Origin of the sequence: Azospirillum sp. ST 5-10 (assembly GCF_051225715.1) — a bacterium.
Taxonomy (GTDB): Bacteria; Pseudomonadota; Alphaproteobacteria; order Azospirillales; family Azospirillaceae; genus Azospirillum.
This window is the reverse complement of sequence record NZ_JBPJSP010000021.1, coordinates 47276-59327: the sequence shown is the minus strand read 5'-3', so window position 1 is coordinate 59327 and position 12052 is coordinate 47276. Positions and strand designations below refer to the sequence as shown.

Sequence of the window (12052 nt, the reverse complement as noted above, 5' to 3'; positions counted from 1 at the left end):
GCTTTGCCGCCGGGCCGCAAGCGCCCGCGCCGGGCGCCGGGGTCACATGGCCTCGGCGGGCAGCGCGAACTGGACGATCAGGGTGCGCTGGAGCGGGCTGAAATTGTCGTCGGAGACGAGATACACCTCGGTCTCCCCGGCCGCGCCGGGGGCGGCGGCGATGCCCTCGAAGTTGTCGACCAGCAGCGGCAGGGACAGGTGCGCCAGCTCCTCGCCGTCCAGGACGCGGCCGCGGTCCCAGGCGCCGGCCGGCACCCGCACCACCCTGGACTGCCAGCCGCCGAGCCACGAGACGGAGCGCTCCAGCACCAGCAGGTCGCCGGCCGGCGTCACCGCCGCCCCGGTCGTCCGGAAGCCGGGGGCGGCACGGTAGGTCAGCGCCGTCCAGTCGGTGCGGGCGCGGATCGGCGGCGCGGCGATCCAGGCGCGCCGCGCGGTCGTTCCGTCGTCGGCCCCCTCCTCCAGCACCAGGAGCCGGCCGTCGGGCAGGCGCGCCATCGCCTCGATGCCGCCGTTGCGCGGCGCCTCCTCGAGCCCCGGCGGTGCCGGCAGGCGCACCGGCTTCGCCCCGGCGCGGTCGATGCCGGGGGGATAGCGCAGGATGCGGTGGGCGCGCTCGAACGACACCAGCCAGCCGCCATCGTCCAGATGCTGGATGTCCTCGGCATCGGCCGGTCCGCCGGGACGGGGAAGCCGGCGGACCTCCAGCCCGGCCACCCCGGTCAGCCGGCCGGCGGCATCGTGCCGGAGCCGGCCGAAGACGACCTTGCCGCGGTCGCTGACCGCGGCGAAGCGGTCGCCGCCGAGCAGGGCGAGGCCGGACAGGCCGCCCACGCCGGCCGCGTTCACCTCGACGGCGCCGCGAAAGAGCAGGCGGCCGACGGCGGCCCGCTGCGGGTCCCCGGGGTCCAGCGGCATCGCCCGGCTGTTTCCGGCGGCGGTGCCGTCGGCCGCACCACCGGCGACGGCCGAGCATCCGGCGACCAGGAAGAGCGCCAGCACGAGCCTGCGCATTCGGGGGAGGCGAAATCGGTGGTGGTGTCGCATGCGGCCAATGAAGCACGCCGAACCCACCCGCGGAACCGGATCTTTGGAGGGCCGGCGAACGGCCGGCCGTTGCCCAAGCGCACCACCGCTGCGGATTTCCACGGATCGGACGGCCCACCGACGGACACACCCGATCGGTCCGGAACTTCTGGATTTTCTGTCCGTTCGGTAGGGTTATGGCCTGGGCGCTACCCCCTTTGAGCCGCCGCGGGTCCGGCCGCGAGTGCATAGATTAGCGGATGTTGCCCGGCGGTCGCCGTGCGTGCGGCTGCACTGGATCCAGCGAGTACAGGTTGACGTCGATGCCTTTGAGGTCTCTCCCGGTCGCCTCCCCTCCGGACAAGTCCGCCGGCAGCCCCGGTGCGCCCGACGCTCCGGAGAACCCGCTGGAGGCGCGCGTCAAAGCCCTGGAAGCGGAGATGCGGGAGCTGCAGCACCGCGCCAAGAACAGCCTCCAGCTCGTCATCAGCCTGCTCAAGCTCCAGGCCGGCCGCATCCGCGACCCCGACGCCCGCATCGCCTACGAGCAGACGCTGGTCCGCATCGAGGCGCTGGCGATCCTCTACCGCCAGCTCCACGAGTCCGGCAGCGGCACCCACGTCGACCTCGGCCGCTACGTCCAGGCCCTGTGCGAGACGGTGAAGGCCGGCACCCCCGGCGGCCTCGCCAACGTGCCGATCACCGTCAACGCCGAGCCCATGCAGATCGGCCTCTACGAGGCGATGCCGCTGGGCCTGATCATCGCCGAACTGGTGTCCAACAGCCTGCACCACGCCTTTCCCGACCAGGGTTGGATCGAGGTGCGCCTGAGCCACGCCGACGCGGGGCGGGGCCGGCTCGAGATCGAGGACAACGGCCGCCCGATGCCGGCCGGCTTCGACACCACCGCCGACGACGGGCTGATGCTGGCCGAAGCGTTGGCCGCCCAGCTCGGCGACACGCTGTCCACCGACACCGACGCCGCCGGAACCACCGCGGCGGTGCGCTTCCCGCTGTAGGACCGGCGTGGCCGAGCCGCCCGAACCCGACGACGCGGTCCGCCTCACTCCGGAAGAACTCGCCTTCCTGCTGGGCGGCGGTCGCCGCCTGTCGGAGCGGGCGCTGGAATCGCTGCGCCGGCGCAACGCCCGCGCCAACGCCCGCCGCACCGAGCGGCGTCGCAGCGACCCGGCCTACGCCGAAGCGTTGCGCACCGCCGAGCGGACCCGCCAGCGGCGCAAGCGCGCCGCCGACCGGGCCGGCCGGCCGGCGGCGGCACCGGAGCCGGCGGTTCCCCTGCCCGCCTTCACGCCGCTGGAGGCGGCGCGCCGTCTGGAACGCCACCTCGACGCCGTGCGCGACGCCCGGACCGCCCAGCTGCGCGGCCGGCCGGAGCGGGTGCAGCGCTGCGTCGACGGTTTCACCGTCTACCGCCATCTCGCCGCCGCCGGCGTCCGGCCGTCCCGCGGCGCCATCGCCGCCGCGTTCCGCGCCATGTTCGGCGTGTCGCTGACGCCGTCGCAGGTGCAGAATCTGCGCGACCGCGTCGAGGGCTTCGCCCGGCCAGGCGGTCCCTGGCACCTGGGGTAGGGCCGCTCCGATGCGATTTTGTCGAAATTTGCGACAATTGCGGGTTTGCCCAAAGGAACCGCAGACTGTACATTCGTCGACGAAGCCTTGCAGCTTGCGTTCCAAGGCATCGCTCTGCACACCACTTCAGCCGATTGCCGATTATCTTTACGGATATCTGGCAATCGGTTTTGTTTTTCCGGCCGGTCACGCGTCCAGCAGCTTTGGATTGGTGATCGCCAGCCGTGCCCGGAGCGTCGCCTCCAGGCAGTCCATCAGGTTGGCGACGTCCGTGTCGTAGACGCCGGCGGCGATGTCCGCGCACAGGCGGCGCTGCAGCGCGTCCACCCGCTCCTGCAGCGCGCTGCCCGACAGCGTCTGGTCGGCGTCGTCGCCGACCAGCGACGCCATCGCCGCCAGCATGGCGTGCCCGGCGGAGTCGAGGCCGTCCAGCTCGCGCCGCGCGATGGCGAGCGCGTTGGCGATCATCAGGGCGGCGTAGCGCCGCTCGGCCGGCACCGTCGGCAGCACCTCCGTCCGGAAGGCGTCGAGCGCGGCGGCGAGCAGTTCGCCGGCGTCGGGCGAGTTCTTCATCCGGACATCCCCTCCTCGATGGCCCGCAGGTGGATCAGCAGGTCGCGCTCGATCTCCGGCACCATGCGGCCGGTCAGCGCCAGCTCCAACGACGGCTCGACGCCGGAGGTGTGGCGGCGCCCCTGCAGGATGGCGATGGCGGCCCAGCGCAGGTAGGCCGCCGCCTCCCAGTAGGCGACGCGCGCCGGATCGACGGAGCGCCCGGCCGTCTCCTCGTAGCCGGCGTAGAAGTCGGCGCGGTCGGCCAGGCCGCCGGCCTCGCGCTCCAGGCGTCCGAAGCGCCAGGACCGGGCGCAGAACCAGCCGAGATCCTCCATCGGGTCGCTCCAGCCGGCGAACTCCCAGTCGAGGATGGCGATCAGCCGGCCGTCCTCCACCAGATAGTTGCCGGTGCGGTAGTCGCGGTGGCACAGCACCACCTCGCCCGCCGCCGGGGCGTGCAGCTGCAGCCAGCGCAGGCCCCAGGCCAGCACGGGGTCGCGGTCGGCCTCGACGCCGATCCAGGCGCGGAAGGCGCGCACCGCCTCCAGCGCCGGCGGCCCGTGCGGCACCGGCAGGTCGAGACCGTCATCGTCCGGGCGCACGCCGTGCAGCCGGCCGAGCTGGCGGCCCAGCTCGCGGGCGAGGTCGCGCTGCGGCGCCTCGGCGTTGACCACCAGGCGTCCGGCCGCCGTCCCGGCGGCGCGGCGCATGACGTAGAAGGGGCTGCCCAGGACCGTTCCGTCGTCGCAGGCGAACAGCGGCTCGGGAACCGCCACGCCGGCGTCGCGGGCGGCGCACAGCACCCGGAACTCCTGCATCTTGTCGAGGCTCGCCGCCATGCCGGCGGTGGGGCCGACCCGCACCACCACGGCGTGGCGGCCGTCGAGCGGGCCGCCGGTCACCGCCAGGGTGGCGGCCACGTTCAGCGAGATGGCGCCGCCGCCCAGCCGCTCGGCGTCCCCCACCGCCACCCGCTCGGCCCCGGCCGCCGCGGCCAGCCAGCGCTCCAGGCCGGGCCTGGCCTCTTCCGCGATCGGACCGGCCATCTCACCCCCAGCTCCAGAAGGAATCGCCTTCCTTCAGGTAGAAGCCGCTCAGCACCATCTTGTGCACCTCCGACGCACCGTCGACGAGCTTGGCTTGGCGGGCGTAGCGGTAGATCCACTCCAGCACCGTGTCCTTGGAGTAGCCGCGGGCGCCGCAGAGCTGGATGGCGGTGTCCGCCGCCGTGAAGAGGGTGTCGGCGACCAGCACCTTGGCCATCGACAGCTCCTTCTTGGCGCGGCCGCCCTGGTCCAGGGTCCACGCCGCCTTCATCACCATCAGCCGGCCCAGCTCGATCCGCATGGCCGCCTCGCCCAGCATCCACTGCACCCCCTCGTGGCCGGCCAGCGGCATGCCGAAGCTCTCGCGCTCCTTCACGTAGGCGCCGGCGATCTCCAGGCAGCGCTTCGCCAGCCCGGTCCAGCGCATGCAGTGGGTCAGCCGGGCCGGGCCGAGACGGATCTGCGTCACCTTCAGCCCGTCGCCGACCCCCATCAGCACGTTCTCCTCGGGAATCTCCAGCCCGTCGAACGCCAGCTCGCAATGGCCGCCATGCTCCTCCGGCCCCATGATCGGCACGCGCCGGACGATCTCCCAGCCCGGCTGGTCGCGGTCGAACAGGAAGGCGGTGAGCCCCTTGCGCGGGTCGTCGGAGGTGCGGGCGATCAGGATGAAATGCTGCGCCACCCCGGCCCCGGTGATGAACCACTTCCGCCCGCGCACCACCCAGCGGTCGCCCCGCCGCTCGGCGGTGGTGCGCATCATCGACGGGTCCGAGCCACCGCCGGGATGGGGCTCGGTCATGGCGAAGGCGGAGCGCACGCGGCCGTCGACGATGGGCTGCAGCCAACGTTCCTTCTGCGCGTCGGTGCCGACCCGGTTCAACACCATCATGTTGCCGTCGTCGGGCGCCGCGGCGTTGAAGCACACCGGGCCGAAGATGGAGCGGTTCATCTCCTCGTAGCAGGCGGCCATGCCGACCATCGACAGACCGCCGCCGCCGCGCTCCTTCGGCATCCGCAGCGCCCACAGGCCGGCCGCCCTGGCCTTCGCCCGCAGGTCCCGCAGCGCAGGCTCGGCGATGTTCTCGTGCTCGTCCCAATGGGCGCGGTCCGCCTCGACGGGAAGGATCTCCGTCTCGACGAAGGCGCGGACGCGGCGCCGGGTCTCCTCGATCTCCGGCGAAAGGGCAAACTCCATGACCGCTTGGTCTCCCGTCCTTGCCTGGGTCTACAGCGAGCCGACGAGGTGGCCGCCGTCGACCGCCAGCGTCGCCCCGGTGATGAAGGAGCCGGCGTCGGAGCACAGCAGCAGCAGCGGCCCCTCCAGGTCCTCGGGCCGGCCGAGGCGGCGTTGCGGGACGCGGCGGATCAGCGCCTGCCCGGCCTCGCCGGCGAAGAATTCCCGGTTGAGGTCGGTCTCGACGTAGCCGGGGCAGAGCGCGTTGACGCGGATGCCGTGGCGCGCCAGCTCCAGGGCCATCGCCCGGGTGAGCTGCACCAGCGCCGCCTTGGAGGCGGCGTAGGCGGCCACCTGTCCGGCGACCCGCTCGGCGAGGATCGAGGCGATGTTGACGATGGCGCCGCCCTGCCCCCGCTCGCGCATGGCGTCGGCCACCTCGCGCGCCACCAGGAAGGCGCCCTTGAGGTTGGTGTCGAGCACCCGGTCCCAGGCCGCCTCGTCGAGGTCGAGGAAGGGCCGGGTGTCCGTCACCCCGGCGTTGTTGACCAGGATGTCGATGCCGCCGAGGCCGACCCCGGCGTCGGCGACCGCGGCGCGCACGGAAGCCGCGTCGGTGACGTCGAGCGGCACCGCCACCGCCTCGCCGCCGACGCCGGCGACCGCGTCGCAGACGTCCTCCAAGGCGTCGACGCGCCGTGCCGCCACGGCGACTCGCGCCCCGGCCAGCGCGAGCGCCAGGGCGAAGTGCCGCCCCAGCCCCGACGAGGCGCCGGTGACCAGGGCCGTACGGCCGGTGAGGTCGATGAGGTAGCCGCTCATGACAGGTCCCGTGCCTGGTCGCGCAGAGCGAACTTCTGGATCTTGCCGGTGGCCGTCTTGGGCAGCGGCCCGAACACCACCGTGCGCGGCACCTTGAAGCGGGCGAGGTGCTCGCGGCACCAGGCGACGACGGCCTCGGCGTCGACCGCCCCTTCGGCCGCCGGCTTCAGGGTGACGAAGGCGCAGACGCTCTCTCCCCAATGCGGGTCGGGGCGGGCGACCACGGCGGCCTCCATCACCGCGGGATGCCGGTAGAGCACCTCCTCGACCTCCAGCGAGGAGATGTTCTCGCCGCCGGAGATGATGATGTCCTTGGCGCGGTCCTTGATCTCGACGTAGCGGTCGGGATGCAGCACCGCGAGGTCGCCGGTGTGCAGCCAGCCGTCGCGCAGCGTCGCCTCGGTGGCTTCGGGGTTCTTCAGATAGCCCTTCATCACCGTGTTGCCGCGCAAGGCGAGCTCGCCCAAGGTGGCGCCGTCGGCCGGGACCGGCTGGCCGCTGTCGGGATCGAGCACCGTCTGCTCGGCCATGGTCACCATGGCGACGCCCTGGCGCGCCATGAGGACGGCGCGCTCCTGGAGGTCGAGACCGTCCCAGCCCTCCTGCCAGACGCAGACGGTGGAGGGGCCGTAGCACTCGGTCATGCCGTAGAGGTGGGTGACGGCGAAGCCCATCTCCTCCATGCGGCCGATCACCGCGCTGGGCGGCGCCGCGCCGCCGGTGGCGACCTGCACCGGCCCGTGCGCGAAGCGGCGCTTGGCCTCCTCGGGGGCGTGGATGAGCATGGTCAGCACCACCGGCGCGCCGCAGAGGTGGGTCACCCGCTCCTCCTCGACGAGGCGGAAGATCAGCGGCGGATCGACCTGGCGCAGGCAGACGTGGCGCCCGCCCACGGCGGTGACCGCCCAGGGATAGCACCAGCCGTTGCAGTGGAACATGGGCAGCGTCCAGAGATAGACGCTGCGCGGGTTCAGCCCGAAGGTCAGGGCGTTGCCGAGCGCGTTCAGGTAGGCGCCGCGGTGGTGGTAGACGACGCCCTTGGGGTTGCCCGTCGTGCCCGAGGTGTAGTTGAGCGCGATGGCGTCCCACTCGTCCCGCGGCCCGGCCAGCGGCCGCTCCGGATCGCCGCCCGCGAGGAAGCCGTCGTAGTCGACGTCGCCGACCGGCTCGGCCTCGCCGGCGTGCGGATCGTCGATCCACACCACCCGGGGCCGGGCCTTCGTGCGCCCGAGTGCCGCCCGCGCCACCCCGGCCAGGCCGCGGTCGACGAGCAGCACGCGGCTCTCGGCATGCTCCAGGATGAAGGCGACGGTGGCGGCGTCGAGACGGGTGTTGACGGCGTTGAGCACCGCGCCGGCGCCGGGAACGCCGTAATGCGCCTCCAGCATGGCCGGGGTGTTGGGGATGAGCGCCGACACGCGGTCGCCCGGCGCCACCCCGGCCCGCTCCAGGGCCGACGCCAGGGCCGCGGCGCGGGCGTGGAGATCGGCGTAGGTGCGGCGGCGGTCACCGTAGACGACGGCCACCTTGCCGGAGTGCACCGTCGCGGCGCGTTTCAGGAAATCGAGCGGCGAGAGCGGCACGTGGTTGGCCGCGCGCTTGTCGAGACCGCGCAAAGCATCGGATTGCTCCAAGACGCCCCTCCCCCTGGTTGCGGTCACCGCCGGCCCTGTCCGGCCTTGTTCGGTGTGCCAACCATCGTAGGGCCGTCGCCACCGCCCGGGCAAGCCCGGGCGTGCGACGCGTTCGGGGGAGGAAGCCGGCGTCCGCGGCGGCGCGGGCGCTGCCCGTCAGTTCAGCTCGACCTGGGTCAGGCAGACGCTGTCGCGTCCCTTCAGGCTGCCGCAGCCGTCGGTGCGCTGGCTGACGAAGCGGAACTGGACGCGCTCGGGATCGACGCCGGCCGGAAGGAAGGCCTGGGCGACCTCGGCGCGGAACGCCGGCGACACCGTCCGCCCCTTCGGCGCGGCGGCCACCAGCGTGCCCGGCTTGCGCTGCGGCGGCGGCGAAGCGGCCGGGGCGTCGACCACGGCGGCGGCGAGTTGCACCGCCGGGGCGGGCTGCGGCGCCGGCCGCACGGGCGCCGGCGCGGCCGCCGGCTTGCCGGCCATCGCTACCTGGAAGGCGCCGTCCCGCGGCGCGGACCTGGCCTGCGGCACCGGCGCCGGGGCCACAGGAACGGCTTCGGCGACGACCACGGGAGCGGGCGCCTCCGGCGCGGCCACCGGCGCCACGGGTGCCGCCGGCGCCGCGACTTCGGGCGCCGGTTGGGGCGCCGGTCGGGGCGCCGGTGCCGGCTCGGGAACGGCGGCCACCTCGATGGCGTTGGCGATCGGCGCGCCGGTGGGCTGGGCGCCGCGCACCGCCGGGGAGAGCGCGGCGAGGTAGGCGCGCGTCTCCTGCGGCAACCTCTGCTTGCCGGCGAGATGGTTGGCGTAGCAGCCCGGGCCGCAGTTGTAGGCGGCGAGGAAGCCCGGCGCGCCGAACAGGTCGTACATCTCGCGGATGTAGGCGGTGCCGGCCATCACGTTGTCGCGCGGGTCCGCCGGATCGGAGCCGAGATCGTAGGCCTTGCGCATCAGGTCGTAGGTGCCCGGCATCACCTGCATCAGGCCGATGGCGCCGGCGCGGCTGGTGATGACCCGGCCGTTCACCCAGTGGCGGCCGCCGCTCTCGCGGATCATCACGGCGCGGATCCACGTCTCCGGCACGTCGAAGCGGGCCGACGCCTCGCGGATGTGCGGGACCCAGGGAGCGAGCCGGTCGTTGGGGTCGATGGGCGCGGCCGCCGTGGTGGCGGGAGGGGCCGGCGGCTCGGAGGCGCAGCCGGCAAGGGTCAGTCCCAGGATCGCCAGGGCCCCGAACGCGGTGCGCGTCCGAAACCGTCCGTGGGCCGTGGCGGCCCGGATCTGCCGAAGTTCCACGTCGCGAGGTCCGTACTGGCCATGCACAATCGATCGGATTAGTCCGCTTTGTCGGCAAGCCGGGCGACAAAGTCAAGCGACTCGGTCACCCTGCGACCATCTTTCCGTCACACTGTTGCCATGATGACTTCGACCAGAAGAACATTTAATGCACATTCATATGAAAGAATTCTGGTATTCCATGGTTCTCCTGCCGCCGCACCCTTGACCGCGGACAAGGCGCGCGGCCGCGGCGCGGTGCTAGACGGCGCCCCATGACAGCCGACCACCCTCCGGCCGCCCGGCGCAGCGGCGGCCACCGCCTGTTCTTCCCCCTCGCCCTCGCCCATGGCGCGCTGACCGTCCCGTACTGGACCGCCGCCCATCTCGGGCTGGTGCCGACGCCGTGGACGCCGGCGGTGCACGCCCATGAGATGCTGTTCGGCTTCGCCCTCGCCGTCGTCGGCGGCTTCCTGCTGACCAGGCCGAGCCGGGCCGTGCTGGCGCTGGCGCTGGCGGCCTGGACGCTCGGCCGCGCGGCGATGGTCGTCGGCCTGCCGCCGGCGCTGGCCGCCCCGCTGGCCCTCGCCTACCCCGCCGTGCTGTTCGCGTTCGCCGGCTGGCCGTTCCTGCGCTCCGCCAAGAGCGGGCACAACGCCGTGTTCGGACCGCTGATCGGCGCCTTCGTCGTCTCCGAGGCGGTGTTCTGGCTGGCCGACGACGGCGGCCGGACGGGCGTGCTGCTGGCGCTCCATCTCGTCGGCCTCCTGCTGTTCGCCATGGGCGGGCGCATCATCCCGGCGGCGACGGCCGGCGCGCTGCGCCGTCAGGGCGGGCTGCTGGTCGAACGGGTGCAGCCGCGACTCGAATGGGCCGGACTGGCGGGCGGCACCGTCGCCCTCGTCGCCACCGCGGCCGACCGCTGGCCTCTCGTCGGCGCGGCCGGGGCGGCGGCGGCGGGCGTGGCCGCCCTCGCCCGCCTGGCGCGCTGGCGCACCGCGGCCGTGGGCGGCCGGGCCGACCTGTGGAGCCTGCACCTCGGCTACGGCTGGGCGGGGCTCGGCTGGCTGGCGGCAGCCGTGGAGCACCTGGCCCCGAGCGCGTCGGGCGCCGGCTGGCACGTCCTGGGAAGCGGCGCCCTCGGCACCCTGGCCGCGACGATGATGGTCCGCGCCAGCCTGCAGCGGGCCGGGCGGGACACCGCCTTTCCGCCCGCCGCCACCCTGGCCGTGCTGTTGATCGCCGCCGCCACCCTGGCCCGCGCCGCCGCGCCGCTGCACCCGATGCTGCTGCCGGCGGGAGCGGTGACGTGGAGCGTCGCTCTCCTGTTGATCCTGATCGTGGTGCGGCGGATTCTGTCCCGCCGCTGACCCGACGGAGCGTTTCATGCACGCCAGCACCGAAACCGGCCGCCACATCCACGACGACCACGACCGCACCATCGCCATGATCAACCGCCTCGACGCCCACATCGAGGCGGCGGAGGAACGCGGCATCCCGTCCCTCGACGACCCGGAGGTGCGCGCCCTCGTCGCCGACCTCGACGCCCTGCTCGACCGCGAGCTCGGCCCGCACTTCGACTTCGAGGAGCGGGCGGTCTTCCCCCTGCTGGCCGAGCGCGGCGCCCACGACCTGGTCCAGCACCTCGGCGACGAGCACGCGGCGATGCGCCCGATCGGCCGCCGCCTGCAGCGCTACTGCGCCTTGGCCCTGGCGGAGGGATTCGACGCCGACAGCTACGGCGCCTTCGTCCACCTCGCCGCCGACATGGTCGGCCGCCTGGAGCGCCACCTCCAGGTCGAGGAGACGGCGCTGCTCGGCGCCGTCGAAGCCATGCTGGCCGACGCTCCGGAACTCGACCGCACGCTGGCCCGCACCTACCGGTCCTGAGACCGCGGCCGATAGTCGTTCCGGACAAAACGCCTATGTCGTCTGCTGGAACGCCCCTGCGCAACGGAGATCCCCGGAGCGCCTTATTGACGCGTGCGGCGCGGCAATTTATGTCAACATCAGGAGTTTCCACTCTACCCGCCGGATCGACGCCTTTGTTCCTCTGGCCGGCGACGGAGACGGAACGGCGGCGCCTCGATTGCCGGGCGCCCGCCACGTCGAGGCCACGGCCGGGAATTCCAGGTGTGCCGGCTCCCGGCCAGCACCGCGGACGATGAAAGGGAAAGAGCGCATGTCACAGGCCCTGCGGCGGGAACGGGACGGGCGACGAACCGCGGCGGACCGTGGCGGCACGTGAACCGGTGGCCGCGATGTGGACGTCGCTGAGCGACCTCGAAGCCGATGCCCTGACCGAACTCGTCAACGTCTCCGTCAGCAAGGCAGCGGTCACCCTGAGCCGGATGATGCGCGGCGGCGTGTCGCTGACGGTGCCGCGCGTCCGCATCGTCCCCCGCGAGGAGGCGACGGCGGCGCTGCGGACCGACGAGGCGGACGACCGGCTGGTCGCCGTCGGCGAGGCCTTCGACGGCCCGTTCGCCGGCTCGGCGGTGCTGGTGTTCCCGGTGTCCAACAGCCTGGAGCTGGTGCGTGCCGTGCTGCCGCACCTCTCCGATCTCGACGAGATCATCGAGATGGAGCAGGAGGCGCTGAGCGAGATCGGCAACATCATCATCAACAGCTGCCTGTCGACCCTCGCCAACATGCTGCAGGAGCGCATCACCACCTCGCTGCCACGGGTGATCTACGGCGGCGCCGGAGAGATCCTGGTGCGCCCCGATGCCGACGCTGACGACGCCGACCGCGTCATGGTCTTCCACGTGGATTTCCTGATGCGCGAACGCGGCATCCGCGGCTTCTTCGTCATCGTCATGAGCGTGTCGTCGATGATGGCGCTGCGGGCGAGCGTGCAGCGCCTGATGGACGCCTGCGCCGCCGAGGCGGCCGGGCGGCCGACGCCCCATTGACCCGTTCCTCCCCTCCAT

At 73.2% G+C, this 12052-nt stretch carries 12 protein-coding genes; 5 read left to right on the top strand and 7 right to left on the bottom strand.

Features of this window, described 5'->3' with window-relative positions; translation table 11 throughout:
* Nucleotides 1-42 precede the first annotated feature (42 nt).
* Complete coding sequence (locus ACSBPG_RS21230; RefSeq protein ID WP_435539210.1) at nucleotides 43-1002, bottom strand: esterase-like activity of phytase family protein; 960 nt, start codon at nucleotides 1000-1002, stop codon at nucleotides 43-45.
* Between the two features lie 347 nt (nucleotides 1003-1349).
* Between ACSBPG_RS21230 and ACSBPG_RS21225 the strand changes: the two genes are divergently transcribed.
* Together ACSBPG_RS21225 and ACSBPG_RS21220 are read left to right on the top strand one after the other, a co-directional pair.
* Complete coding sequence (locus ACSBPG_RS21225; RefSeq protein WP_435539209.1) at nucleotides 1350-2045, top strand: sensor histidine kinase; 696 nt, start codon at nucleotides 1350-1352, stop codon at nucleotides 2043-2045.
* Nucleotides 2046-2052: 7 nt separating this feature from the next.
* A complete protein-coding gene (locus tag ACSBPG_RS21220; RefSeq protein ID WP_435539208.1) occupies nucleotides 2053-2616 on the top strand; it encodes a hypothetical protein in 564 nt (187 codons plus the stop codon).
* Between the two features lie 186 nt (nucleotides 2617-2802).
* Here the strand turns inward: ACSBPG_RS21220 and ACSBPG_RS21215 are convergent, their stop codons facing one another.
* From ACSBPG_RS21215 to ACSBPG_RS21190, 6 genes are all read right to left on the bottom strand, one after another.
* Nucleotides 2803-3189, bottom strand: coding sequence for a DUF6285 domain-containing protein (locus tag ACSBPG_RS21215; protein ID WP_435539207.1), 387 nt, complete (start codon nucleotides 3187-3189; stop codon nucleotides 2803-2805).
* Nucleotides 3186-4217, bottom strand: coding sequence for a phosphotransferase family protein (locus ACSBPG_RS21210; protein WP_435539206.1), 1032 nt, complete (start codon nucleotides 4215-4217; stop codon nucleotides 3186-3188). The genes ACSBPG_RS21215 and ACSBPG_RS21210 overlap by 4 nt, the downstream gene beginning before the upstream one ends.
* A 1-nt stretch (nucleotide 4218) precedes the next feature.
* Nucleotides 4219-5415 (bottom strand): acyl-CoA dehydrogenase family protein, encoded by a 1197-nt coding sequence (locus tag ACSBPG_RS21205; protein WP_435539205.1) that lies wholly within the window; start codon nucleotides 5413-5415, stop codon nucleotides 4219-4221.
* Between the two features lie 30 nt (nucleotides 5416-5445).
* Entirely contained in the window at nucleotides 5446-6216 is a 771-nt protein-coding gene (locus ACSBPG_RS21200) for a glucose 1-dehydrogenase (protein WP_435539204.1), read from the bottom strand.
* Complete coding sequence (locus ACSBPG_RS21195) at nucleotides 6213-7850, bottom strand: long-chain-fatty-acid--CoA ligase (RefSeq protein WP_435539203.1); 1638 nt, start codon at nucleotides 7848-7850, stop codon at nucleotides 6213-6215. Before ACSBPG_RS21195 ends, ACSBPG_RS21200 begins: the two co-directional genes overlap by 4 nt.
* A gap of 156 nt (nucleotides 7851-8006) precedes the next feature.
* Complete coding sequence (locus ACSBPG_RS21190) at nucleotides 8007-9140, bottom strand: lytic transglycosylase domain-containing protein (protein WP_435539202.1); 1134 nt, start codon at nucleotides 9138-9140, stop codon at nucleotides 8007-8009.
* 254 nt (nucleotides 9141-9394) lie between these two features.
* Here ACSBPG_RS21190 and ACSBPG_RS21185 point away from each other — a divergent pair, with 254 nt between their 5' ends.
* The 3 genes from ACSBPG_RS21185 (at nucleotide 9395) to ACSBPG_RS21175 (ending at nucleotide 12034) form a co-directional block, all read left to right on the top strand.
* On the top strand, nucleotides 9395-10489 hold the full coding sequence (locus tag ACSBPG_RS21185) for an NnrS family protein (protein WP_435539201.1): 1095 nt from the start codon (nucleotides 9395-9397) through the stop codon (nucleotides 10487-10489).
* Nucleotides 10490-10505: 16 nt separating this feature from the next.
* Nucleotides 10506-11009 (top strand): hemerythrin domain-containing protein, encoded by a 504-nt coding sequence (locus tag ACSBPG_RS21180; RefSeq protein WP_435539200.1) that lies wholly within the window; start codon nucleotides 10506-10508, stop codon nucleotides 11007-11009.
* Between the two features lie 371 nt (nucleotides 11010-11380).
* On the top strand, nucleotides 11381-12034 hold the full coding sequence (locus ACSBPG_RS21175) for a chemotaxis protein CheC (RefSeq protein ID WP_435539199.1): 654 nt from the start codon (nucleotides 11381-11383) through the stop codon (nucleotides 12032-12034).
* Nucleotides 12035-12052: the final 18 nt, after the last annotated feature.

Coding starts and splice junctions, on each gene's coding strand:
- ACSBPG_RS21200 (WP_435539204.1), bottom strand. CDS start 6,216: ATGAGCGGCTACCTCATCGACCTCACCGGCCGTACGGCCCTGGTCACC.
- ACSBPG_RS21215 (WP_435539207.1), bottom strand. CDS start 3,189: ATGAAGAACTCGCCCGACGCCGGCGAACTGCTCGCCGCCGCGCTCGAC.
- ACSBPG_RS21185 (WP_435539201.1), top strand. CDS start 9,395: ATGACAGCCGACCACCCTCCGGCCGCCCGGCGCAGCGGCGGCCACCGC.
- ACSBPG_RS21205 (WP_435539205.1), bottom strand. CDS start 5,415: ATGGAGTTTGCCCTTTCGCCGGAGATCGAGGAGACCCGGCGCCGCGTC.
- ACSBPG_RS21175 (WP_435539199.1), top strand. CDS start 11,381: ATGTGGACGTCGCTGAGCGACCTCGAAGCCGATGCCCTGACCGAACTC.
- ACSBPG_RS21225 (WP_435539209.1), top strand. CDS start 1,350: ATGCCTTTGAGGTCTCTCCCGGTCGCCTCCCCTCCGGACAAGTCCGCC.
- ACSBPG_RS21210 (WP_435539206.1), bottom strand. CDS start 4,217: ATGGCCGGTCCGATCGCGGAAGAGGCCAGGCCCGGCCTGGAGCGCTGG.
- ACSBPG_RS21180 (WP_435539200.1), top strand. CDS start 10,506: ATGCACGCCAGCACCGAAACCGGCCGCCACATCCACGACGACCACGAC.